Origin of the sequence: Lentzea sp. NPDC058436, from assembly GCF_042721515.1 — a bacterium.
Taxonomy (GTDB): domain Bacteria; phylum Actinomycetota; class Actinomycetes; order Mycobacteriales; family Pseudonocardiaceae; genus Lentzea.
Window position 1 is genome coordinate 88,909 of record NZ_JBHXLF010000003.1, and the last position, 23,913, is coordinate 112,821.

16 protein-coding genes are annotated in these 23,913 nt (G+C 69.7%); 8 read left to right on the forward strand and 8 right to left on the reverse strand.

Annotated features, from left to right (window positions below):
* Positions 1 to 59 precede the first annotated feature (59 nt).
* Both ACFWN2_RS14110 and ACFWN2_RS14115 read right to left on the reverse strand, forming a co-directional pair.
* Entirely contained in the window at positions 60 to 1,103 is a 1,044-nt protein-coding gene (locus ACFWN2_RS14110; protein WP_382427580.1) for a potassium channel family protein, read from the reverse strand.
* Positions 1,100 to 2,560: a M20/M25/M40 family metallo-hydrolase gene (locus ACFWN2_RS14115; protein WP_382427581.1), complete on the reverse strand. Its 1,461-nt coding sequence runs from the start codon at positions 2,558 to 2,560 to the stop codon at positions 1,100 to 1,102. Before ACFWN2_RS14115 ends, ACFWN2_RS14110 begins: the two co-directional genes overlap by 4 nt.
* 62 nt (positions 2,561 to 2,622) lie before the next feature.
* Between ACFWN2_RS14115 and ACFWN2_RS14120 the strand changes: the two genes are divergently transcribed.
* Both ACFWN2_RS14120 and ACFWN2_RS14125 read left to right on the forward strand, forming a co-directional pair.
* Positions 2,623 to 3,015 (forward strand): hypothetical protein, encoded by a 393-nt coding sequence (locus tag ACFWN2_RS14120; RefSeq protein ID WP_382427583.1) that lies wholly within the window; start codon positions 2,623 to 2,625, stop codon positions 3,013 to 3,015.
* 63 nt (positions 3,016 to 3,078) lie between these two features.
* Complete coding sequence (locus ACFWN2_RS14125; protein ID WP_382427585.1) at positions 3,079 to 3,618, forward strand: hypothetical protein; 540 nt, start codon at positions 3,079 to 3,081, stop codon at positions 3,616 to 3,618.
* Positions 3,619 to 3,989: 371 nt separating this feature from the next.
* Here ACFWN2_RS14125 and ACFWN2_RS14130 read toward each other — a convergent pair whose 3' ends face one another.
* On the reverse strand, positions 3,990 to 7,349 hold the full coding sequence (locus tag ACFWN2_RS14130; protein WP_382427586.1) for an ATP-dependent helicase: 3,360 nt from the start codon (positions 7,347 to 7,349) through the stop codon (positions 3,990 to 3,992).
* A 97-nt stretch (positions 7,350 to 7,446) separates the two neighbouring features.
* A complete protein-coding gene (locus ACFWN2_RS14135) occupies positions 7,447 to 10,584 on the reverse strand; it encodes an ATP-dependent helicase (protein ID WP_382427588.1) in 3,138 nt (1,045 codons plus the stop codon).
* 227 nt (positions 10,585 to 10,811) lie between these two features.
* On the opposite strand from ACFWN2_RS14135, the gene ACFWN2_RS14140 reads away from it, so the two are divergent.
* Positions 10,812 to 11,759 (forward strand): chitinase, encoded by a 948-nt coding sequence (locus ACFWN2_RS14140; protein ID WP_382427589.1) that lies wholly within the window; start codon positions 10,812 to 10,814, stop codon positions 11,757 to 11,759.
* 42 nt (positions 11,760 to 11,801) lie between these two features.
* On the opposite strand, the gene ACFWN2_RS14145 is transcribed toward ACFWN2_RS14140, so the two are convergent.
* Together ACFWN2_RS14145 and ACFWN2_RS14150 are read right to left on the reverse strand one after the other, a co-directional pair.
* Positions 11,802 to 13,805, reverse strand: a complete 2,004-nt coding sequence (locus tag ACFWN2_RS14145) for a putative bifunctional diguanylate cyclase/phosphodiesterase (protein WP_382427591.1) — start codon at positions 13,803 to 13,805, stop codon at positions 11,802 to 11,804.
* Positions 13,806 to 14,025: 220 nt separating this feature from the next.
* Positions 14,026 to 14,841, reverse strand: coding sequence for an SAM-dependent methyltransferase (locus tag ACFWN2_RS14150; RefSeq protein WP_382427593.1), 816 nt, complete (start codon positions 14,839 to 14,841; stop codon positions 14,026 to 14,028).
* Positions 14,842 to 15,005: 164 nt separating this feature from the next.
* On the opposite strand from ACFWN2_RS14150, the gene ACFWN2_RS14155 reads away from it, so the two are divergent.
* Positions 15,006 to 16,319: a cytochrome P450 gene (locus tag ACFWN2_RS14155; RefSeq protein ID WP_382427594.1), complete on the forward strand. Its 1,314-nt coding sequence runs from the start codon at positions 15,006 to 15,008 to the stop codon at positions 16,317 to 16,319.
* An 18-nt stretch (positions 16,320 to 16,337) separates the two neighbouring features.
* Positions 16,338 to 17,336 (forward strand): alpha/beta hydrolase, encoded by a 999-nt coding sequence (locus ACFWN2_RS14160; RefSeq protein ID WP_382427596.1) that lies wholly within the window; start codon positions 16,338 to 16,340, stop codon positions 17,334 to 17,336.
* A 37-nt stretch (positions 17,337 to 17,373) separates the two neighbouring features.
* Here the strand turns inward: ACFWN2_RS14160 and ACFWN2_RS14165 are convergent, their stop codons facing one another.
* Positions 17,374 to 19,386: a putative bifunctional diguanylate cyclase/phosphodiesterase gene (locus ACFWN2_RS14165; protein ID WP_382427597.1), complete on the reverse strand. Its 2,013-nt coding sequence runs from the start codon at positions 19,384 to 19,386 to the stop codon at positions 17,374 to 17,376.
* A gap of 174 nt (positions 19,387 to 19,560) precedes the next feature.
* A complete protein-coding gene (locus ACFWN2_RS14170; protein ID WP_382427599.1) occupies positions 19,561 to 20,379 on the reverse strand; it encodes an SAM-dependent methyltransferase in 819 nt (272 codons plus the stop codon).
* 181 nt (positions 20,380 to 20,560) lie between these two features.
* On the opposite strand from ACFWN2_RS14170, the gene ACFWN2_RS14175 reads away from it, so the two are divergent.
* From ACFWN2_RS14175 to ACFWN2_RS14185, 3 genes are read left to right on the forward strand one after another with little or no spacing between them, the layout of a single operon-like run.
* Positions 20,561 to 21,871: a cytochrome P450 gene (locus ACFWN2_RS14175; RefSeq protein WP_382427601.1), complete on the forward strand. Its 1,311-nt coding sequence runs from the start codon at positions 20,561 to 20,563 to the stop codon at positions 21,869 to 21,871.
* An 18-nt stretch (positions 21,872 to 21,889) separates the two neighbouring features.
* Positions 21,890 to 22,879, forward strand: coding sequence for an alpha/beta hydrolase (locus ACFWN2_RS14180; protein ID WP_382427603.1), 990 nt, complete (start codon positions 21,890 to 21,892; stop codon positions 22,877 to 22,879).
* 13 nt (positions 22,880 to 22,892) lie between these two features.
* The gene (locus tag ACFWN2_RS14185) at positions 22,893 to 23,219 is read left to right on the forward strand and encodes an MGMT family protein (RefSeq protein ID WP_382427605.1); all 327 of its coding nucleotides are present in this window, start codon (positions 22,893 to 22,895) and stop codon (positions 23,217 to 23,219) included.
* Positions 23,220 to 23,913 lie beyond the last annotated feature (694 nt).

A 23,913-nucleotide genomic window follows, 5' to 3' on the forward strand; every position in this document is an offset into this window, starting at 1 on the left:
CCCCTGACAGGTGTTCCGCCCCGTACGACCTGCCATTGGACAGGTCGTACGGGCGAAAGTCACTCCTCGCCGGGCGGAGTCACCTTCTTGACGTAGAGCAGCCGGTCGCCGGGCTCGATCGCGTCGGCCTCCGGCGCGTCCACCCGGAAGAGCGTCCCGCCCCGCACCACGCCGAGCACGATGTCGGGCAGGTGCCGCGGCGAGCCGCCGATCTCGGACGGTTCGACGTCCCGTTCGGAGATCGCGAGGCCCTGGTCGGGCGTGAGCAGGTCCTCCACCATCGCCACCACGGACGGCGTGGCCGTGGCCATGCCGAGCAGCCGGCCCGCCGTCTCCGACGACACGACCACCGAGTCGGCGCCGGACTGCCGCAGCAGGTGCTCGTTCTCGCGTTCCCGCACGGACGCCACGATCTGCGCCTTGGGTGCGAGCTCGCGGGCCGTCAACGTCACCAGGACGGCCGTGTCGTCCCGGTTGGGCGCAACGACGATCGCGCGCGCACGGGCCGCACCGGCGACCCTCAGCACGTCGTTGCGCGTACCGGAGCCATGCACGACCACGAGCCCCTTGGCGGTCGCCGCGTCGAGCGACTCCTGCACGGTGTCGACGACGACGATCGAGCCGGGTTCCACCCCGTCACCGAGCAGCGCGGCGACCGCGGACCGCCCCTTGGTGCCGTAACCGACGACCACAACGTGGTCCCTCACGACCCGCCTCCACTTTTGAATGCGCAACGCCTGACGGGAGCGCTCGGTGAGAACTTCGAGTGTCGTGCCGACCAGCACGATCAGGAACAGGACTCGCAACGGCGTGATGACCAGGACGTTGACCAGCCGCGCCGACGACGACGCGGGCGTGATGTCGCCGTAGCCCGTCGTCGAGAGAGACACCGTCGCGTAGTAGAACGAGTCGAGAAGGCTGACGCCGTCCTCGTTCACGTCGCGGTAGCCGTCGCGGTCCAGGTAGACGATCAACACCGCGAGCATCAGCGCCGCCATGGCACCGATGACGCGCTTCAGGATCGCGCGGACAGGGCTCTCGACCTTGTCCGGCATCCTGATCACGCCGACGAGTGAGTGCGACGCTTCGTCGGTCAGGCTCATCGGGGCACCCTCTTCGCGATCTCCGCTTCGGCGAGCATCCGCCACAGGTGAGCTGCCGCTTCCGCGCCTTTGAGGAGCAACGGCACCACTACGCGCTCGTTCGGCGCGTGGACGCGATCATCCGGCAACGTCGCGCCGAGGTAGACGAGGGGCACCCCGAGCTTCTGCTGGAGCAGGGCCGCAGGCCCGGACCCACCGGCCCGCGCGAACCAGACGGGCTGGTCGAAGGCCAGTTCCATCGCGCGGTGCACGGCGGCGTTGGCGGGGTCGTCGGGGCTGATCGCGTACGGCGGCACGCCCTCACCGCGGATGGTGACGGTGGCGGTGATGCCCTCCGGCGTGTGCCGCTCGACGAACCGGTCGAGCTGTTCTTTGACCTTGGCGGGGTGCTGGTCGGGCACGAGCCGGAAGCTGATCTTCGCCGTGGCGTTCGCGGGGATGATCGTCTTGAAGCCGGGACCCGTGTAGCCGCCGCTGATGCCGTTGACCTCGGCCGTGGGCCGCACCCAGAGCCGTTCGTACGTGGTGTAGCCGGGCTCTCCCCTGGTGGCCTGCGCGCCGCCCCCGTTGCGCCGCAGCCAGTCCTGCTCGTCGAACGGCAGCGCCGCGTAGTCCTCGCGCTCCTTCGTGGACGGTTCCTTCACGTCGTCGTAGAAGCCGTCGAGCTGGATCCTGCCGTCCTCGTCGTGCAGCGCGGCGATCAGTTTCGCGAGGGCCGTGGCGGGATTCGGAATGGCACCGCCCGCACGTCCGGAATGGACGTCGTCGGCACCGCCCTCGAACAGGATCTCGGCGCCGAGAACACCCCGTTGCCCGGTGTTGACCGTGGGCGCGTCACGTTCGTGCAATGCCGTGTCGGTGAACACCACAAGATCGCATTCGAGCCTGCTTCCGCGATCTTCGAGCAGCTTTCGCAGATGCGGCGATCCCGATTCCTCCTCACCCTCGACGAAGAGTTTGAGCGTGACACCCGGCGCGTTCTGCCCCGTGGCTTCGAGGTGGGCCTTGACCGCGAGCAGGTGCATCGCGACCTGCCCCTTGTCGTCGCTCGCGCCCCTGCCCCGGATCTCGTCCCCGACGATCTGCGGCTCGAACGGCGAGTGGTGCCACTTCTCGACCGGATCGACCGGCTGCACGTCGTGGTGGCCGTAGACGAGGACGGTGGGCGCCCGCGGGTCCTGCGCCGGCCAGCACGCGTAGACCGCCGGGAGGGCCGGCCCCTCGTCCCAGACCTCGACCTCCGGCCAGCCGTCGGCGGTGAGCCGGTCAGCGAGCCACCCGGCTGATCTGCGCACGTCGGCGAGGTGCGCGGGATCAACGCCGATGCTCGGAATCCTGATCCACTCGCAGAGCCCGGCCACGAAGGAGTCGCTCAGGGCGGCGACGGCGGCACGTTCGGCCGTTGTCGCGCGCTCGGGACGTTCGGGACGTTCGGAATGACGAGAATCACCTGCCACGGCCGTGGAGAATAGGCCAGCCCCGCCTCGCCTACGCGGCGTAGGCATGACAGGGTGACGCCATGGAACCAACCCGTTCCCGAACGCGGTCGGCGCTGGCACTCGCCGCCCTGCTGGGCCTGGCGGGAGCAACCCACTTCAGCAGGCCGAAGTACTACGACTCGATCGTCCCGCGGGCGCTGCCCGGCACCCCGAGGCAGTGGACCTACGCCTCCGGCGTGGCAGAACTCGCCGTGGCCACGGCGGTGGCCATCCCTCGAACGCGCCGCCTGGGCGGCCTCGCCGCCGCGGCACTCTTCGTGGCCGTCTTCCCGGCGAACGTGAAAATGGCTCTGGATTTCCGGGACAAATCCCCCAAGGCCCGCGCAATCGCCTACGGCCGCCTGCCACTGCAGATCCCACTTGTCGCATGGGCCTGGAAAGTCGCGAAAGCGACCGACGACCACCCTGGGTAATCCCTAACCAAGTATCCCGCAAACGCTGTCATTTTCTGCGCGAGGAACCTTAGGATGCGCCCTGTGCAAACGCTTCTTCAGCGGGCCGCGACCGCGCTCGGCTGGGACGGAGTCGTCGTTCCCGACGTCGCCGTCCTGGGCCAGCAGGTGTCCGCGGTCGTGCGTTTGCTGCCCGACGTGCACGAGTGGCGAACCCAGAACGGCTGGCCCCCCAGGGCCGACCCGTCGTGGTTCCGCTCCTGGTTCGAGCCCGAGGCCCACGACCGCCTCCCGGTCGCCGCGGTGGAACTGGTGGGCGTCCTCGTGAGCGAGTCCACAACGGACCGCGCCCTCCAGTCGTGCGGCACCCTCCTGACCCTCGCGCCGTGCGCGGTGATGCTCCCCCGCACCGACGAGTCCCAGGCCTGGTCCTTCATCGAGCTCGACTACTACGGCATCGGCGTCGTGGTGGGCGACGACACGACGGCCGACCTCATGGTGCCGCCGGAGGACCGCTCGCCGGAGTTCGGGCCTTCGCTGTTCGGGCGGTGGCTGCTCGAGGTGCTGTACGAGCGGGTGCTGAAGGCTTCGCATGCGCCGGCGGGCAGCAGCTCCCAGGGCTGAGGCGGCTCGTCGAGCGGTGCGACTCGGCTGAGGCGGCCCGGCGAGCGGTAGGACTCGGCTGGGACGGCTCGTCGCGGTCACGACTCGGCTCGCAGCGAGCAAGCCTGAGCCCGTCCCGACGCCAAGCCTGAGCCGCCCCGACGCATCAAGCCGGCCCTGAAGTCTGAGCCCGCCGCTGCCCCCGCGCGCTTCCTTGTCACGCAACGAGCGAGTCGCGTTTTCGGTTCCCCGGCTGTCCACAGGCTACCGCGCAAACGGTAACCGCAGGTCAGAACCGCAGAAGCCTGTGGACAACTCGCGATCATGACTAGACGACCACGACTCGAAGATCACGACCGCGAGGCTACCGCGAGCCGACCGCGACACGGAGATCACGACTCGACGGACCGGATCAGGTCCTTGAGGCCCTGCTCCTCCAGCAGGTCCGCCGGCCGCACCGTGTGGTCGTGACGCACGTAGTGGAACGCGGCCCGCACCTGCTCCAAAGGCGCGCCCACCAGAGCCGCCCACGCCAGTCGGTACGCCGCGAGCTGCACCGACAGCGCGGGCAGGGCGTCGGCGTCCGGTACGGCGCCGGTCTTCCAGTCGACGACGGTCCAGCCGTCCTGGTCCTGGTACACGGCGTCCATGCGGCCGCGGACCGAGATGCCGTCGAACTCCGCCTCGAACGGCACCTCGACGTCGTGCGGGGTGCGGTCGGCCCAGTCGCTCTCCAGGAACGCCTGCTTGAGGCGTTCCAGGTCGCCGTCCGGGGCCGCGTCCGCGTCGCCCGCGCCGGGGAGTTCGTCGATGTCCAGCAGGCGGGTGGCGCCGAAGCGGTTCTCCAGCCACGTGTGGAAGGCGGTGCCTCTGCGTGCTAGGGGGTTCGGGGGGAACGGGAGCGGGCGGCGCAGCCTTCTCGCCAGGAGGTCCGGGTCCTTGGCCAGTTCCACCAGCTGTGAGACGGAGAGGTGGCCTGGGAGCTCCACCCGTTCGCGGCGGGTTTGGGAGGCGGCGCGTTCTGCCAGGAGCACGTCGACGTCCCTGGCCCAGCCTTCCGGGTCCTTCTCGTCCGGCATCTCCGGGTCGTCCGGGACCACGTCGTCCGGGAGTGGTTCGGGCTCTGGCGGGAAGTCGTCGTCCGGGGGCTCTTCGGTGGGGGGCGGGTAGTCCTCGTCGAGGAGTTCGGGTTCCGGCTCGTCGAAGATCAGCGCCAGCGGCTCCGGCGGGGTGTTGCGCAGGGTGTCGAGGGCGGCTAGCACCATCGTGGCGCCTTCCACGACGGCGTCGCGGCGTTTGCCGAGGGGGTCGGACGGCCAGATCGAGGACTTCACGTCCTCGGCCAGCGGGTTCGGGGTGTCGGCGTCCGGTTCCGGCGCCCAGACGGAGATGTCGCCCGGTGCGCTGTCGCCTTGCAGGACCTCGTGCATCTCCTGCAGGAAGACGGATGGGCCCTTCGGCTTGTCGCCTGCCTCCGCCCACCAGTGGCCCGACATCAGGAGGCTGTGCTCGGCTCGGGTGACGCCGACGTAGAAGAGGCGGCGTTCCTCGACGAGGCGGCGGTCCTCGAACTCCTCGGCGTGGATCGTGAGGGCTTCGTCGACCTCCTTGCGGTTGTAGCCGGCGGACAGCTTCAGCGCGGGCAGGTCCGCCGAGTCGCCGCGCAGGGAGGCGGGGAGGTCGGTCACGTTCTTGAGCCAGCACGAGGACTTCTTGCGGCCCGGGAACACGTCGCGGACGAGGTGCGGCAGCGCGACGATCCGCCACTCCAGGCCCTTCGCCGAGTGGACGGTCAGGATCTGCACCCTGTCCTCGGAGACCTCGACCTCGCCGGGTTCTAGGCCGTCCTCGGCGTGCTCGGCGGTGTAGAGGTAGTCGAGCAACGACGGGAGCGTCGCGGACGGGGAGGCGGCGGCGAAGTCCATGACGACGTCGGAGAACGCGTCGAGGTGGGCGCGGCCGACCATGCCGGGGCGTGACATCGACTCGATGTCCAGCAGCAGGGTGCGTTCCACGTCGGCGACCAGTTCGGGCAGCGGCTGGGCGAGCCTGCGCCGCAACGCCGCGAGCTCGCCGCCGAGCCGCCGGATCCGCCGGTAGCCGTCGGCCGAGTACGCGTCGGCGTCGCCGGGGTCGTCCAGCGCGTCGGCGAGGCCCGCCTGTTCGGCGTGTTCGCCGGGCAGCGCGTCCGCGAGGACCATGAGTGGATCGTCCACAACGGACTGTCGCGGTGCGACGCCCGCCAGTTCGCGGGCGCGTGACCACAGTGCGGCCAGGTCGACGGCGGCCAGGCGCCAGCGCGAGCCGGTGAGCAGGCGGGCGGCGGCGGTGCCCGCCAGCGGGTCGACCAGCACCCTCAACGCCGACACCAGGTCGCGCACCTCGGGTTCGTCCAGCAGGCCGCCGAGGCCGACGACCTCGACCGGCAGGCCTCGTTCGCGCAGGGCGGCGGCGATGGCGGCCATGTCCGAACGGCGTCGCACCAGGACGGCCGCGGTCGGCGGGACGCCCTCGGCGTCGAGGTGCGCCTCCCACTGCGCCGCGACGTTGTCCGCCATCCAGTCGAGCTCGGCGCGGATGTCCTCGTGCAACGCCAGCCGGACGTCACCGTGCCCCGCACCGGGACGGGCCCGCAGTTCCTCGACGTCGAGACCGGCCTCGCGCAACGGCAGCGACACCGCGTTCGCGAGCTCCAGGACCTCCGGCGGGTTGCGGAAGCTGGTCAGCAGCCCGAACTTGCGCGCGGGCGGGAAGTCGTCGACGAACCGCGGCAGGTTCGCGGCCGACGCACCGCGCCAGCCGTAGATGGCCTGCGCAGGGTCGCCCACCGACGTCACCGGCATCGGCGCGCCGTCACCGAACAACGACCGCAGCAGCACGCGTTGCGCGTGCCCGGTGTCCTGGTACTCGTCGAGCAGCACCGCGCCGTACCGCTCGCGCTCGCCGCTCGACACCTCGTCGAACGCCGCGAGCTGCGCGGCCAGCGACATCTGGTCGGCGAAGTCCAGCGCGGCTTCCTTGCGCTTGCGCTGCTGGTAGGCGTCCAGCAACGGCAGCAGCGCGATTCGCAACCGTTGCGCCGCAACGATCTCGCGCAGCTTCTCCGGCAACGCGTCCCGCTGGCGGGGTGCACGCGGCGCGTTCTCGACGAGCGCGCAGAACTCCAGCGCGTGCGCCTCCAACGCCTCGGGCGTCACCAGGTGCTCGCCCAGTTCCCCTGCCAGGGACAGCAGGTACCCGGTGATCGTCGCCGGCACCTTGTCCGTGTCGAGGTCCTTCGCCCACGTCGACACGACCCGGTGCGCGAGCTGCCACGACGCCGTCTCGGTCAGCAGCCGCACGCCGGGCTCGACCGGCAGCCGAAGCCCGTGCTCGGTCACCAGACGCCCCGCGTAGGCGTGGTACGTCAGCACCACGGGCTCGCCGGTCAGCACGGCCATCCTGCGCTCGCCGGACGGGTCGAGCTCGTCCAGCAGGGACGATCCCGCCAGCCTGCGCAGCCGGGCCCGCACGCGGTCCGCGAGCTGGCGCGCGGCCTTGCGCGTGAACGTCAGGCCGAGCACGCGATCGGGCAGCACGAGCCCGTTCGCGACCAGCCAGACGACGCGCGCGGCCATGGTCTCGGTCTTGCCCGCGCCCGCGCCCGCCACGACCAGCGCGGGCTGCGCGGGTGCGGCGATCACCTCGGCCTGCTCGGGAGTCGGCTTGTTCAGCCCGAGCGCCTCAGCGATCTCAAACGGGCTGACGGTCACCAGTACATCTTCCTACCCGGGCCGGACGGGTCCGCACCACCCGGGACGGTGTGTTCGCCGACAGTTCTGGAGCGAGAAACGCGCAGGTCAACAGTACTTACTCGCTGACCTGCCGCCCCGAGGGGTGTACCGGGCACGTGGTGCGCGCCGGGCAGCGGTCGCAGTCGGCGTTCTCCCGAGCCGTGTAGTTCGGACCGAGCACCGACTCCGCGGCGCCCTGCACGACCTCCAGCCACGCCCGCACGCCCTGTTCGTCCAGGGGCGCCTGGGTGCGTTCGACGGCTCCTGTCTTCTTGTCCTCCTTCGCCACGTAGAGCAGGCGGGCACCGCCCGGCTCCGATCCCAGTCCGATGTGGGTGAAGCCGCCCAGGGACGACGCCAGCTGGTAGACGGCCAGCTGCGGGTGCTCCTGCGCCGACTCCTTCGACACCGGGCTCTTGCCGGTCTTGAGGTCGATCACGATCGGGCGGCCGTCCTCGTCGCGTTCGAGGCGGTCGACCCGGCCCCTGACCTGCAGCCACGGCCCGCCGTCGCGCTTGGGGACCTCGACGACCATCTCCTCCTCGACAGCGACCTGCGTGAGCTGGCCGCGGCTCATCGTCAGCCACGCGAGGAACGTGTCGAGCATCTTCTCCACGCGCAGGCGTTCGCGGCGCGAGAACCACGGGGCTCCGGCGTCCACCGCGGCCCACGCCTCGTCGAGCTTCACCCGCAGCTGCGCGGAGTCCGCTCCCGAGGCCGCGGCCTGCGCCAGCGCGTGGACCAGCGTGCCCGTCACGGAGGCGAGCTCCGCCGGGTCCTGCCCGCCGTGCCGCTCGACGACCCAGCGCAACGGGCACTTCGTGATCACCTCGATGGTCGAGGGCGTCACGCTGACCTTCTGGTCTTCCGTCCACAGTGGAGCATCAACGGACACCTCGGCCAGGCCGTACCAGGACTCCGGGTGCGCGCCGGGCACACCGGCCTCGGCCAGCCGCGCCAGCTGCTCCGCCGCCCGCGCGCGGCGTTCCGGGTCCTCGGAGTCCGTGCACACCACCCGGCGCAGCTCGCCGACGAGCTCGCCGAGCACCAGACCGCGCTGCGGCCGGTGCAGCTTGCGTTCGTCCTCCGCGGACGACTCGATCTCGTCGAGGAACCGCGACGGCTGCTCGTCCTCGCCCCGCACGGCGCTGATCAGCAGCTTCGACCGCGCCCGTGACGCCGCGACCAGCAGCAGCCGGCGTTCCTCGGCCAGGATCGGCGCCACCGCCGACACGGACGGCTCCAGGCCGGCCAGCACGTCCACCATGCGTTCGACGCCCAGGACCGTGCCGCGCAGCCGCAGGTCAGGCCAGCTGCCCTCCTGGACGCCCGGTACGGCGACGACCTCCCACTCGCGCCCGGCCGCCGAGTGCGCCGTCAGCACCGACACCGCCTCACCGGTCGGGGCCGACGCGGCCAGCGTGTCGCCCACGATCCGTTGCGACTCCAGGTAGTCCGCGAACCCGGCCACACCGGACCCCGGCAGCCTGTCGACGTACTTCGCCGCCGCCTCGAACAGCGCCACGATCGCGTCGAGGTCGCGGTCGGCCTGCATGCCGGGCATCCCGCGCCGGGCCGACTGCGCCACCCAGCGCTCCTGCAGACCCGTCGCCGTCCACAGGTCCCACAGCACGACCTCGACGGACTTCCCGGCTTCGATCGCCTTGCGCGCCAACGACAGCAGGTGCCCGATCCGCCGCGCGGGCAACGACTCCGCGTCCTCCAGCGCCGCCAGCCGGTCCGCCGTCTCCACGACCTCGATCAGCAGGTCACCACTCGGCCGGTCACCGCCCGCCGCCATCTCCAGCCGCCGCAGCCCTCGCCGCAACCGCCGCAGCGCCAACGGATCCGCGCCACCGTACGAGGACGACAAGAGCATTGCCGCCGTGTCCTCGTCCAACGACCCCGGCGTGGCCGCCGCACGCACCAAAGCGAGCAACGGACGCACAGAGGGCTGTTGCGCCAACGGCAGCTCATCGGACGTGACGGACACCGGAATGCCCGCGGCGAGCAGGGCCCGTTGCAGCACCGGCAGGGACAACGTCGCCGACCGCACCACCACGGCCATCTGCGACCACGGCACCTCGTCGGCCAGGTGCGAGCGCCGCAACTGGTCCGCCACCCACGACGCCTCCTGCGCGGACGACGCGAGCAGCCGGACCTGCACGTTGCCCTCGCCGTCGACCGGGTCCACCACCCGTGCGGGAGAGGCGCCGGGCAGCCTGGTCGCGAGCCGCGCCACCGCGTCCCGGACCTCCGGCATCATCCGGTGCGACTGCCGCAGCACGACCGTGTCGCCGTCGGCGTCGCGCAGGATCTCCGGGTCGGCGCCGCGGAACGTGAAGATCGCCTGATCGGGGTCGCCGGCCAGGACGAACCGCGCGGCGCCGGTCCCGAGCGTGCGGATCAGCGAGTACTGCATCGGGTCGAGGTGCTGCGCGTCGTCGACCAGCAGGTAGCGCACCCGCCGCCGTTCGCCGAACAGCAGGTCCTCGTCGTTCACGAACGCCGCGTAGGCCGACGACACCAGCTCCGCCGCGTCGTAGGCGGGGGCGTACGCCGTGGCGGAGTCCATGCCGGACAACAGGTTCACCGCCTCGTACTGCGCCCCGAACCGCCCGGCCGCCACCCACACGTCACGCCCGTGCCGCTCGCCGAGCTCGATCAGGTCCTCGGGCCCGAGCCCGCGTTCCGCCGCCCGCAGCAGCAGATCCCGCAGCTCGTGCGCGAACCCCGGCAGCTCCAGCGCCGGCCGCAACCTCTCCGGCCAGTTCAACGCGCCCAGCTCGACGTCACCGGCCAGCAGTTCGCGCACCATCGCGTCCTGGTCCGGCCCGGACAGCAACCGCGGCGGCGGCTCGCCCATCAACACAGCCTGGTTGCGCAGCACCGCGAACGCGTAGGAGTGCACGGTCCGCACCAACGGCTCGCGGATCGCCGACAACCGCCCCGTCAGCAGCTGCGTGATCCGCGCGCGCAAGGCCACCGACGCGCGCCTGTTCGCCGTCAGCACGAGCACGTTCTCCGGATCGGCCCCGCGCTCCAGCACGACGTGCGCGGCCAGTTCGGCGAGCAGCGTCGTCTTGCCGGTGCCGGGGCCGCCGAGCACGCGGACGAAGCCCTCGTGCTCGAAGACCCGCTGGGCAGCGGCGTCCCACCGGGGACGCGGGCGCGTCTCCGGCTTCCTGCGGACCAGCTGGGGTGGAAGTGCCACGCATCGATTGCACCACGCGGCACCGACAAGATCGTCCAGGCCCGTCGCACCACGCGGATCAGCGCTGTTCAGAGCCGTGAACCCACCACACCGCCACAAAGCGAAGCCGAGGACCGATTCCGTCTACCTTCTTGACAGATCGAGGTGGTCCAGTCCATTTTTGAAGACGTTGTGAGCCCCCTCACTGCCAGCTCCGCCGCCCTGGACCGAGCAGTCTTGGAGGACTGATGAAGCGGTTCCTCGTCGGCGCAGTCGCCGCCACGTGCGCGGCGATCATGCTGCCCACGACCGCACAGGCGGCCGTCAACCCGGTGCTCGCGGCGCCCTACCTCTACCAGTGGGGCGGTCAGCCCAACCCCGCCACCGTCATGCAGCAGACGGGCATCAGGTCGTTCACCCTCGCGTTCATCCTGAGCGACGGCACCTGCAACCCGAAGTGGGACGGCAGCCGCTCGCTGACCGGGTCGGACAAGACGCTGATCAACAACATCCGCGCGGCCGGCGGCGACGCGGTGCCGTCGATCGGCGGCTGGTCCGGCAACAAGCTCGGCCAGTTCTGCACGAGCCCGCAGGCACTCGCCGGCGCCTACCAGAAGGTGATCGACGCCTACGCGCTCAAGGCGATCGACATCGACATCGAGGCCGCCGAGTTCGAGAACAACACCACGCAGGACCGCGTGCTCGGCGCGCTGAAGATCGTCAAGCAGAACAACCCCGGCGTGAAGACGGTCATCACCATGCCGACCGACCGCACCGGGCCGAACTCCTGGGGCAAGCGCCTGATCACGCGCGCCAAGGAGCTGAACGCGCCGATCGACACGTGGGCCGTCATGCCGTTCGACTGGGGTAGCAGCGGCGACATGCTCGCGCTCACCAAGAGCGCGGTCGACGGGCTGAAGAACCACGTCAAGTCGACGTTCGGACTCTCCGACGACGCGGCGTACCGGCGCAGCGGCCTGTCGTCCATGAACGGCAAGACCGACACCGGTGAGACCGTGACGCCGCAGAACTTCCGCGACATCGTGACGTGGGCGAACTCCAAGCACCTGGCGCGCGTGTCGTTCTGGGCCGTGAACCGGGACCGCGGCAACTGCGGGGCGATGAGCTCGTCGTGCAGCGGCATCAACCAGCAGACCTACGAGTTCACGAAGGCCCTGGCGAAGTTCACGGGCTAGCAGTCTTCTCCGGTGGCCGGACGTGACCCCGACCCCGTCCGGTCACCGGAGTTCCAAGCCCTGCAGGAAGTCTCCCGGCGTGCGCGCCTTCCCGAAGTGGTCACCGGTCGCGAAGTCCGCACCGGCGTCGAGCCACCACTGAGCCTGCTCCGCGCTGTCGATGCCCTCGACGGCGATCCGCACGCCCCGTTCCCGCAGCAGCGGCAACAACGCCGCCACATAAGGAGATCGCGACGCCACGAGCTCGCGTGCCACGCGCACGGCCCGTACCGGCACGTCGGACGCGAGCAGGCCGAAGTCCAGCGGTCCCATGCCGAAGTCGTCGATCGCCGTCAGCACGCCCATGCGGGTCAGCACCGCGAGGTTGTCCACGGCGTCGGCCAGCACGAGCACGTTGCCGGGCACGCTGACCATCAGCTGCTCCGCGGGCACGTCGAGCTCGTCGAGCACCGCCACCACCCGCGAGACCAGGTCCGCGTCGGACGCCTGGTGCGCGGTGAGCCGCACGGCCAGCGGCAGGTCGAACTGCCCGCGCTGCCGCCACCACGTCGACTGGCCGCCCGCGACCTTCAGCAGCCACCCGCCGAGCGGCAGGATGAGCCCGGTCTGCTCGGCGAGGCCCGCGCACCGGTCGTGGTCCAGCACGCCGAAGTCCGGCCTGTCCCAGTGCAACTCGGCCTCGGCGCCGGTGACCTCACCGCTCGACAGCCTGATGATCGGCCGGTACCGGACGGTGATCTCGCCGTCCTCCCACGCCTCCGGCATCGCCACGGCCAGTGCGTCGTCGCGGCGTTCCTCGGCGTCCTGGCCCGCGTGGAACAGCTCCCACTGGCCGCGCCTGCCCTTCTTGGCGCGCCGCAACGACCGTTCCGCGGAGCGCAGCACGTCGAGCGGTTCCACGTCGCTGCCCGGCCGGTGCACGACGCCCGCGCTCATCGACGCCGAGAGCCCGTGGCCCTCCACGAACGTCGGCTCGGACATCAGGTCCTCGTTGATGCTCTTCATGATCGTGTCGATGCCCGGCGTGGTCGCCGCGTTCTCCACGAGGACGCCGAACTCGTCGCCGCCGAAGCGGGCGATCATGACCTTCTCGCCCGCCAGCAACGCCTTCAGCCTGCCGGCCACGTGCTGCAGGTACCGCTCGACGACCCGGCCGCCGAAGGTGTCGCGCAGCATGCCGAACGCGTCGAGGTCGAGGTGGAAGACGGTGACGCCGTGCTCGGGATCTGCCTTGCGCAGCGCGATCTCCAGCTGCGTGGTGAAGAACTGGCGGTTCGGCAGGCCGGTCAACGGGTCGTGCAGCGCCTGGCGCTGGAGCTCGCTCTGCAGCAACGCGAGCTCGGTGCCGTCCTCGACCACCACGACGAAGTGCATCGGTCTGTCGTCGGCGCCGCGCAGCAGCGACGCCGTCAGCGTGACCCGCGCGGACTCGCCGTCCTCGCGCAGCAACCGCTGCGACTGCTGGACGCGTTCGGCCGCGCCCGCGGCGAGGTCGGTCAGCGCCTCTCGCAGCATCTCGGTGAAGGAGGGCTCGATCAGGTCGAGCAGCGGCGTGCCGGTGAGCTCGTCCGGGGTGCGGCCGAGGATCTGGCCGATGGCCGCGTTCACCTGGATCAGCCGGCCTTCGAGGTCGACGATCAGCACGCCGTTGGTGGACGACGTGACGACCTCGTTGAAGCGGGCCTCGCTCTCCTTGAGGTTCCAGTTCGCGTCGCGCACGGCCTTGAGCAACGACCTCTGCATGCTCTCCTGCTGCGCGAGCACGGACTCGGCGTTGGCCGCGGTGAAGCCGGCGCCGAGCGCGCCCAGGGCGAGCGCGATCCGTTCGGCGTAGTGCTGCACGGGCTGGAACTCCGGCAGCGCCAGCAGGCCCTTGCCGAGCACCTCTGCGGTGCAGCGCAGGCCGAACCTGCCGAGGTGACCCAGCGTCGCCAGATCCGCCCCTGCCGCCTCGATCGGGGCAGTGGTGAACGGGTCGGCGTGCAGCATCGCGCACAAGGCGTCCAGCCGGACGCCCAGTTCCTCGTCCAGATCCTCTCGCCCCATCGGAATCGCGACTGCTCCGAGCAGGCGATACGACCATTTCCGGGCAAGAGTCGTGCGCGCCCGCGCATTGTCCTGAGGCGAGGGCGAAGCGCCGGGTATTCGACTCGGGTTGGACATTCGGGGCAGCCTCACATTGGCTCTGAGGTCAGGGAGCTTACCCACGCACAGTCGATCGCACCTCAACCGGCAGCGTGAATCGACTTCACTCTATCGATAACTTCTATGGCTTACGACCGACGCCCGCGAACGCGATCTTGTTCACAGCCGGGTCGTCGGAGATGTCACCGGGACCGGTCGGCCGCCATTCGGCGAACTTGACGAGTCCGGGCTCGACCAGTTCGAAATCACCGAAGAACGCCTCGAGTTCGGCGCGGTCCCGATAGGTGACGTCGCCACCACCCGACTTGCTCAGCCTGTCGGTCACCGACCTGGCGTCCTCGTTGACGTGGTCGCCGGCCATGTGGGAGATCGCGAGGTAGCTCCCACTGGGCAGCGCCTCGCGGTAGCGCTTGAGCAGGCTCTGCGGGTCCGCCTCGTCCGGCACCCAGTGCACCATGAACAGCATCAGCAGACCGATCGGCTGGTCGAAGTCGAGCAGCCGCTTCACCTCGCCGCTGGACAGGATGCTCTCGGGATCGCGCATGTCGGCCTGCAGCACGCCGACCTGGTCGTTGCCCGCGATGATCAGCTCGCCGTGGGCGACGGCCACCGGATCGCGGTCCACGTACACGACCCGGCAGTCCGGCGCGGCGTCCTGCGCGACCTCGTGCACGTTGGCCACGGTGGGGATGCCGGAACCGATGTCGAGGAACTGCCGCACGCCCTGGTCGGTCATGAAGCGCACCGCACGCCTCAGGAACGCCCTGTTCAGCCTGGCCGCGTTGCGCGAGTTCGGCATCATTTCCTCGGCCTTGTCGCCCATCAGGCGGTCGACCGCGAAGTTGTGCGCGCCCCCGAGGAGGTAGTCGTACACGCGCGCCACGCTCGGCACGGAGACATCGACGCTCTGCGGAATCCAGTTCTGCCCGTCGGACACGACGACCCACCTCTTAAGGTTGCGGACGCACTAGCTTAGTCATGCACAAAGCGCGCTCGACTACGCCGCAAGTGTGAACGCGGACCACCCGATCGGGCACTGTCACGGTCGACCGAACGACTCATAGGGTGGCTCGGACTCTTTCCGGCTCATGAGGAGCGATGATGTCCGTCCCGGTGGCACCCGGCCGGCTGCCATTTCTCGGGCATTCGTTGCCAATGCTCAGGAAAAGATTCGCTTTCACGGGGAATTTACGTGACCAGGGCGAACTCGTCGAAGTCCACCTGGGCCCGATGCGCGCGTATTTCGTCGCCAGTCCCCGTTTGACGCACCAGGTGCTGGTCACGGACGCGCCGAAGTTCCACAAAGGCCGGATGTACGACAAGTTCCGCGCGTTCGTCGGCAACGGTCTGGCTGTGTCGAACGGCGCGTTCCACCTGCGTCAGCGCCGGATGATGCAGCCGGCGTTCCACCGCGACCGGATCGCGGGCTACGCGAACACCATGGTGCGCGCGACCACCGAGCTGTTAGCCGGGTGGACGCCGGGCGAGGTGCGGCGGCTCGAAGCGGACATGCAGGGCCTCGCCGTCACGATCGTCGGCGAGTCGCTGTTCTCCGCCGAGATCGGCCAGAAGGCGATCGCCGAGGCACGCCGGTCGGTCTTCGTGATCATCAAGAACGGCATCCTGCGCGCGCTGTCGCCGGGGTTCGTCGAGAAGCTGCCGATCCCGGCCAACCGCGAGTTCGACGAGGCCATCGCCCGGATGCGCGCGATCGTCCACGAGGTCGTCGAGAGCCGCCGCGGCGACGACACCGACCACGGCGACCTGCTGTCGACCCTGTTGCAGGCCAGGGATCCCGAGACCGGCGAACCGATGACCGACGAGCAGGTCTTCGACGAGGTCGTGACGCTGCTGACCGCGGGCATCGAGACCACCGCGCTCGCACTGGCCTGGATCTTCCACGAGATCGCCGCCAACCCCGAGGTCGAACGACGGGTGCTGGCGGAGGTCGACGAGGTGCTGGCAGGCCGTCAGGTCACGATCGACGACGTGCCGAAGCTGACCTACGTCGGTCAGGTGGCGCAGGAGGTTCTGCGCAAGTACCCGCTCTGGCTCGTCATGCGCCGCACCGCCGAGGAGGTGCGCCTCGGCGACGCCGTCCTGCCTGCGGGCACCGAGGTGATCCTCAGCCCGCACACCATGCACCACAACCCCGCGCACTTCCCGGACCCCGAGCGGTTCGACCCGGACCGCTGGACGCCCGAGCGCGCGAAGCAGCTGCCGAAGGGCGCGTTCGTCCCGTTCGGCGGCGGCATCCACCAGTGCATCGGCAACCACTTCGCCCTGACCGAGATCGCCATCGTCGTGGCGACGGTCTGCTCGCGCCACCGGCTGGTCCCCGACCGGCCCGTGCGCACCCGCTTCACCAACGCGGCCTACCCCAACGACCTCATGATGAAGGTCGTCCCCCGCTAGCTGGAGGTTTGTTCCCCCATGCGTTTCCGTCGGCTCTGTGCCGCCGTGCTGCTCGCAGCGTTCCTGCCGGTTCCCACGCCCGCGAACGCCGCCCAGACCACCTGCGAGGACGTCTACACGCCCGTTCAGTTCGGGCTGATCCGGCAGACCATGTACGGCAGGCTCTGCGTGCCTCAGGGAGCCAGAACCCTTCAGGTGCTCGTCCCCGGCGGCACGTACACGAGCGGCTACTGGGACATCCCCGTGGACGGCGAAACCCGTTCTGTCACAAGGGCGATGAACAGCGCGGGCATCGCCACGATGGCGGTGGACCGCATCGGTTCCGGCAAGAGCACGAAGCCGCTCAGCATCCTGGTCGACGTGCCGAACCAGGCCCAGGCCGTGCACCAGGTCATCCAGAACCTGCGGCCGCGGTTCTCCAAGGTGCTCGTCGGCGGTCACTCCATCGGCTCGGCGATCGCGATGGCCGAGGCCGGCACGTACCGCGACGTCGACGGCGTGCTGGTCACCGGCATGACGCACCAGTGGGACTACATCAGGGCCGTGCCGGCGCTGACGAACCTGATCCCCGCGCCGCTCGACTCGAAGCTGGGCCTGCGCGGGCTCGACGTCGGCTACCTGACGACGGTGCCGGGCACGCGCTACACGATGTTCCACGCGCCAGGACCGAACATCCCTGCCGTGATCAACCTCGACGAGTCCACGAAGGACGTCGTCTCGGCGGGTGAGTTCGTCACCACCGCGTTGATGTCGAACCTCGTGCTGCCAGTGAGCGCGCTGATCAACGTGCCGGTGATGACCATCCAGACGTCGGCCGACTACTTCTGCGGCACTCCCCCGCTCGGTGCCGACTGCTCGTCCGCCTCCGCGCTCGTGCGGTCGGAGAAGCCGTTCTACCCCAAGGCTCCTCGGGTGGACGGGTTCGTCGTGAACGGGTACGGGCACGTGTTCAACTTCGACACCAGGACCGCGGACCAGTACCACGCGGCAGTGGTCGGGTGGCAGCGCGGCTTCTAGCTGAGTGAACGCGGGTGGCAGCGCCACCCGCGTTCACTCACGTGAGCTTGCGCAGGAACTCGCCCGCGTCGAGCGGAGAGCCGTAATGGGTGCCGATCGCCAGGTCGGCACCCTGTTCGTGCCACCACGCCGCCTGCTCGGCGGTCTCGATGCCGTCGACGCAGAGGTTCACGCCCTGCTCGTGCACGGCCGGGATCAGTGCGGCCGAACGGGGATCCTGGCGTCGCACCAGGTCCGTCGGCACCAGCACGGACACGATCGGCAGCTCGGAGAGCCAGGCCAGGTCGCGGGGACCCAGTCCGAAGTCGTCCAGCGCGATGCGCACGCCCATGTCCGCGAGCGTGCCCAGGTTGTCGGCCGCGCCGGCCACGCCCAGCACGCCCACCGGCATGGTCAGCGTCAGCCTGGCGGCCGGCATCGCGGTCTCCTCCAGCACCTGCGCCACGCGGGACACCAGGTCCGCGTCGGTCGACTGGTGGTGCGTCAACCGGACGCCGAACTGCTGGTCGAGCTCACCGCGCTGGCGCCACCACTGCGCCTGGCCCGCGGCGATCCTGATCAGCCACTCGCCCATCGGCAGGATGAGACCGCTCTCGTCGGCCAGCGCGGCGCAGCGGTCGGAGAGATCCCAGTGCAGCAGGGCTTCCACGCCCGCCAGGTCACCGGTCGCCAGGTCGCGCACCGGGCGGTAGACCACACCGATGTCACCCTGTTCCCAGGCTCCCGGCATCACGACGGCCAGTGCCGCGTCACGCCGTCCGGCGGCGTCCTCGTTGGTGTGGAACAGCTCCCACTGGCCGCGGCGGTCCCGCTTGGCCTGGCGCAGGGCCAGGTCCGCGGTGCGCAGCAGTTCCACCGGATCGACGTCGGCCGCGGGTCGGTGCACCACGCCCGCGCTCACCGAGACCGCGAGGCCGTGATCGTCCACATAGGTCGGTTCGCCGAGGTCGGCGTTGATGCTCGCCATCGTGGTGGCGACGTCCGGTGTGAGGGCCGTGTTCTCGACGACGATGCCGAACTCGTCGCCGTCGAACCGGGCGACCATGGCCTTCTCGTGCGACATCACGGCCCGCAGCCTGCGGGCCACGTGCTGGAGCAGGTGTTCGCCGACGCGTGCGCCGAGGCTGTTGCACACCAGGCCGAACGCGTCGAGGTCGAGGTGGAAGATCGTCACGCCGAACTCGGGGTCGGCCCTGCGCAGCACGGTCTCCAGGTGCGTGGTGAAGAACTGCCTGTTCGGCAGGCCCGTCAGCACGTCGTGCAGCGACTGGCGGCGCAGTTCTCCTTGCAACAAGGCAAGTTCCGTGTCGTCGTCCGCCATCACGAGGACGTGACTGGCCCTGCCGTCGTCGTCGCGCAGCAGTGACGCCGTCAGCGTGACCTTGGCGAACTCGCCGTCACCGCGCACCAGCTGCATCGGCTCGCGTTCGAACTCGCCACGCTCGGAGAGAACGCGTTCCATCATCTCGCGGAACACGACGATCGAGGTCGGTGCGATAAGCTCGACGAGACGGGTGCCCGCTTCGGGCTGACGTCCGATGATCGCGCCGATCGACTCGTTGCCCCAGGCGAGGCGGCCGTCGAGGCCGACGATCAGGACGCCGTTGGTGGACGAGGACGCGATGCCCTCGAACTTCGCCTCGCTCTGGCGCTGGTCGCGTTGCGCGTCGTGGGCGGCCTTGAGCAGCGAGCGCTGCATGCTCTCCTGCTGGTCCAGGATCGAGCGTGCCCTCGCCGCGGTGAAACCGCACGTCAGCGCCCCGATTCCGCCGACGACGCGGACCGTGTGCTGGTCGCTCGCGCGGAACTCGGCCAGCGCGAGCAAGCCCTTTCCGAGCACGTCGACCGTGCGCTTGAGGCCGGGCTCGTTCACGTAGCCCAGAGCGACGAGCCGTTCGCCGACCTGCTCGAAAGGAGCAGGGTCGAACGGTTCGCCGTGCAGCGCCGCGCACAATGCGTCGAGCTGGGCGCCCAGTTCGGCGTCCAGCTCCTCCCTGCTCAGAGCGACCACAACGACGCTGCTGAGCAGGTAGCTCCACTTGCGCGACAAGGCTTCTCGCGCGCGGACGGCGGCGGTGTCCGCGGGTGGAGCGGCATCGGGTCTTCGGCTTGGTTTCGTCATTCCCGTTGCCCTGTATGGGTTGGAGAGTGTCCGGGAGTTTACCTACCGGTAGTCGGCGCCCATTGCGCCAACCGTGTGATCCTCCGACACTACAGCGTGGTTTTAGTCCTTACGACCGACCCCAGCGTACAAGAACATGTTCATGGACGCCTCGTCAGCGAAGTCCCCAGGTCCGTCCGGGCGCCACTCCCCGCAGCCGACCAGACCGGGCTCCACCAGCGCGAACCCGTCGAACAACGCGCTGACCTGGTCGTGCGTGCGCATGTGCATCTGGTCGGCGCTCCTGCTGCGGTTGACCACCGCGGCGGCCTGTCCGACGTTGTCGTCGATCTGGTCCTTGGCCACGTGCGTCATGACGAGGAAACTGCCGGCGGGCAGCGCGTCGCGGTAGTGGGCGACGAGCTTCTCCGGGCCGTCCTCGTCGGGCACCCAGTGCATCATGAGCAGCATCAACAGCCCGACCGGTTCGTCGAGGCGCAGCAACCTCGCGACCTCAGGACTCGACAGCACGATCTCCGGGTCGCGCATGTCGGCCTGCACGATGGCGGCGTTGTCGTTGTCGGACAACATCAATCGGCTGTGCGCGACGGCGACCGGGTCCTTGTCGACGTAGACGACGCGCGCGGCCGGGTCGCGTTCCTGCGCGACCTCGTGCACGTTCGAGACGGTCGGGATGCCTGATCCGATGTCGAGGAACTGGCGAATCCCCTGGTCTGCCAGGAAGTTCACCGCACGGCCGAGGAACCGCCGGTTGAGTCTGGCGACGCTGGGCAGTCCGGGCACCAGCTTCTCGATCTGGGAGCCGACCTGCCGGTCGGCGGCGAAGTTGTGGGCGCCGCCGAGGATGTAGTCGTAGACGCGCGCCATGCTCGGGACGTTCGTGTCGATACCTGTCGGAACCCAGTTCTGGGTCTCTGCCACGGGGAACACCTCTTCGGTCTTCGTGGCGCTACGGGGAAGACGCACGAGCTTAGTCACCCGGGCGGCGCGCGCACTGAACCATCAGAGTGATGCCGAACCACCCGTTCAGGCACTGTCGTCTTCGCCCAAACGGCTCCTAGGGTGGTCCATCCCCATTCGGCCCAACTCCTCAGGAGTCCGGATGCCCGTCCCGGTGGCTCCCCACCGATGGCCGTTGTTAGGACACACCCCGGCGATGCTCACGCGGCGCGCCAGGTTCACCGACGCTCTGCACGAACGCGGTGACGTGGTGCGTCTCGACCTCGGCCCGCTGCACGCGCACTTCGTCACCAGTCCTTCGCTGACTCACGAAGTTCTTGTCTCGCAAGGGTCGAAGTTCCGCAAGGGCGCCCTGTTCGACAAGTTCCAGCCGTACCTGGGCACGGGACTGCTGCTGTCGAACGGCGAACACCACCTGCGCCAACGCCGGCTGATGCAGCCCGCGTTCCACCGTGAACGGATTGAAGCCTATGCCTCGACGATGGCTCGTGCTGCTGCTTCGCTGGCTGCGCGGTGGCGCCCCGGTGAGATCCGAGTCGTCGAGAACGACATGCAGGAGCTCGCGGTCACGATCGTCGGCGAGACGCTCTTCTCGACGGAGATCGGCAAGCTCGCCGTCGCGGAGGTCCGCCGGTCCATCTTCACGGTCATCCAGCAGGGGATGATCCGCGCGCTCTCCCCGTCGTTCGTCGAACGGCTCCCGCTGCCGGGCAACAGGGAGTTCGACATGGCCATCGCCCGCATGAAAACCGTTGTGCTGCAAGTGATCGAGAGCTGGCACGCGAACGGCACCGACACCGGCGACGTCCTCTCCACGCTGCTGCTGGCACGCGAGGACGGCACGGGCATGACCGACGAGCAGGTGTACGACGAGGTCCTGACCCTGCTCACCGCAGGTATCGAGACCACCGCGATCGCACTGGCCTGGGCGCTCTACGAGGTCGGCAACGACCCCGAGGTCGAACGCCGGTTGCACGCCGAGGTCGACACGGTCGTGGGCGACCGCGAGGTGACGTTCGCCGACGTCGCCTCACTCACCTACACATCTCAGGTCGTGCGGGAAACCCTGCGCATGTACCCGATCTGGTTCGTCATGCGCCGCACGCTGACCGAGGTCCAACTCGGCGACGCCACCCTCCCCGCGGGCGCCGAGGTGATCGTCAGCCCGCACGCGCTGCACCACGACGAGCGCAACTTCCCGTCCCCCGAACGCTTCTGGCCAGACCGCTGGACCCCGGAGTTCACCGCGAGCCTGCCGCGCGGCGCGTTCGTCCCGTTCGGCGGCGGCAACCGCCAGTGCCTCGGCAACACGTTCGCGCAGACCGAGCTCGTCATCACCCTCGCGACCATCGCGAGGAGCTGGCGCCTGGTCCCCACCCGTCCGGCGCGCGTGAAGTTCACGTCGGCGCCGTACCCGAACGGCCTGCTCATGAAGGCCGTCCCCCGCAACTAGCTGGAAGGTAGTCCCCTCATGCGTTTCCGCCGGCTGTGCGCCGCGGCGCTGATCGCCACCGGAACCCTGTTAGCCCCACTGCCCGCCGCGGCGGCCACCACCTGCCAGGACGTCACCTACCCGGTGCGGATCGGCCTCACCCCGCTGGTGACCACGCAGGAGACCATCGCGGGCAGACTGTGCGTCCCCACCGGCGCCAAGACGGTGCAGGTCCTGATCCCCGGCGGCACCTACGACCGCACGTACTGGGACGTGGGCTTCGACCCGTCCACCCACTCGTTCACGCAGGCCCAGAACAGGGCAGGCTTCGCCACCCTCGCACTCGACCGCCTCGGCACCGGCAAGAGCACCAAACCGCTGAGCGTCCTGGTCACCGCCTCCACCCAGGCCAGCGCCGTGCACCAGGTCATCACCACCCTGAAACCGCGCTTCACCAAGGTGATCGTCGCGGGCCACTCCATCGGCTCGGCGATGGCGATGATCGAGGCGGGCACCTACCGCGACGTGGACGGCGTCCTGGTAACGGGCTTCACGCACAAGATGAACTACATAACCGTCGTCCCGGTGCTCGCCAACATGATCCCGGCAGGCCTGGACGCGGGCTACCTCACCACGGCCCCGAACACCCGCTACAACGCGTTCCACAAACCGGGCCCGCTCGTCCCGGGCTCGATCTCGTTCGACGAGTCGACCAAAACCGTCTTCGCCGCGACCGAGGCCGTCGACACGATCCTGTTGAACACGGTGGTGATCCCGATCTCCCGCAACATCACCGTGCCGGTCCTCGTGGTCGTGGGCAACGACACCCACTTCTGCAGCGCGGGCGTCCCCCTGATGGGCAGCGACTGCTCCTCCGCCGCCGCCCTCAAGGCCGACGAGGCCCCGTTCTTCCCAACGACCAGCCGCCTCGACACCTATGTCCTCAACGGCTACGGCCACTCCATCAACTACGCCCCGACCGCCCCCGACTACCACGCGGTGGTCGCCCAGTGGTCGAGGACGATCTGACTAGACTCGGGGGATGGACGAGGAGATCCACGAGCGAGTCCGCGAGTTCATCAAGGCCATCCCCCGCGGACGAGTCGCGACGTACGGCGACATCGCGGATCTCGCGAAGGCCCCGTCACCGCGGCTGGTCGGCCGCATCCTCAACGAGGACGGCCACGACCTGCCGTGGCAACGAGTCCTCAAGGCCGACGGCACCTGCGCCCCACACCTGCGCGACACCCAACTGCAGATGCTGCACGAGGAGGGTGTGCCGAACCTCGACGGCAAGGTGGACCTGCGGGAGTACCGCTGGGAGGACGCCCGCAAGGGCGAGCCCGCCGAGCCGCCCGGCCTCTGGTAGCGGGCACGGCTGCGGGGGGGCGGGCCGAGCGAGGCGGCAGGCCCGGCGCTCGCAGCGTGCAAGGCGGTCGGTGGTGCCAACCGCACTCGCCACCCAACACGACCACGCACGCAAGCCCGGCGCGCGATGCTAACCGCACATGCCCACCCAGCACGACCACGCATGCAGGCCTGGCGCGCGGTGCCAACCGCAGTCGCCCACCCAACACGACCACGCACGCAAGCCCGGCGCGTGGTGCCAACCGCACTCGCCCCCACAAGGTGACCGCGCACGCAGGCTCGGCGCGTGGTGTCAACCGCACTCGCCCCCACAAGGTGACCGCGCACGCAAACCCGGCGCGCGGTGCCAACCGCACTCGCCCCCACAAGGTGACCGCGCACGCAGGCTCGGCGCGTGGTGTCAACCGCACTCGCCCTCCCAAGCGAGCACGCACGCAAACCCGGCGCGCGGTGCCAACCGGACAGCCAGCAACGCAAGCCGACCACGCATGCAGCCTGGCGTGGCGATGCGCAGCGAGCCGTCTGAACTATGAGGCGATGGGTAGCGGTGCACACCAACCAGGGCGATTGGGGCTTGACCTTGAGGGGCGGGGTGCTACCCCTTCGGGCACGGCCGGGCGCTTTTCAGCCCGGCCTTTTCCGGCCGTCCCAGCACCCCGCCAGAGGCTCAAGGTCAAGCCCCAATCGCACACACA